The 666-nt window shown below is 34.8% G+C and carries 1 protein-coding gene; it reads right to left on the bottom strand.

The genetic code is table 11. The features are described from left to right. Nucleotides 1-574 (bottom strand): class I SAM-dependent methyltransferase (locus V7083_RS06900; RefSeq protein WP_335476643.1); only part of this gene is annotated, 574 nt, incomplete at its 3' end. Between the last annotated feature and the right edge of the window lie 92 nt (nt 575-666).

Genomic DNA, 666 nt, shown 5'->3' with positions numbered 1-666 from the left:
CACCTGTAAAACGTCCCTTATCTGCGTGATTAAAGCATCCTGTTTGAGAGAACTGAATTATGGTGTCTAAGTTATCATTGGGTCTCCAATTCTCCGGAAATATGAGAGATGTAAGTATGTGTCTTATTCTAGGCATAAAAGCAACAAAAACCAAACCACCCTTTTTTGTAACTCTTCTTAATTCTTTAACTGCAATAATACGGTCAGTTTCTTGCTGTAAATGGTACATAGGACCAAGCATTAATGATGAATCAAAATGTTCATCTTTTATCATATTAAGTTCTCTGGCATCAGCTGTATAAAACCCTTCAAATTGTCCTTCTAAACCAAGTTCTTTTGCTTTATCTCTAGCAATTTCAACTGATCTTGGCGTTAAATCGGTCAGTGTCACCTTATAACCATCTTTTGCAAGTTCCATTAAATATTTTCCTGGTCCAGCCCCATTATCAAGGATGTACCCTGTTTGGGGAATATATTTTTTTATATAATGCCAATTTACTTGGAATTCAATCGGTTCACGTTCAAGTCTTCCCCACTCATCAAATTGATTGTAATAGTTAATTATCTCACTCACAATTTTCACCTGTATCCATTTTTTTCTTTTCAATTCGATAAAAAATCTTTAAATCCTTCTTTAGGTAAACTGCTCCGTTAGCCACCCATGAA

Source organism: Bacillus sp. JJ1764 (assembly GCF_036962145.1).
Classification (GTDB): Bacteria; Bacillota; Bacilli; order Bacillales; family Cytobacillaceae; genus Neobacillus.
Note: the sequence above shows the minus strand (reverse complement) of the source record. Positions and strands in the feature narration are given on the sequence as shown.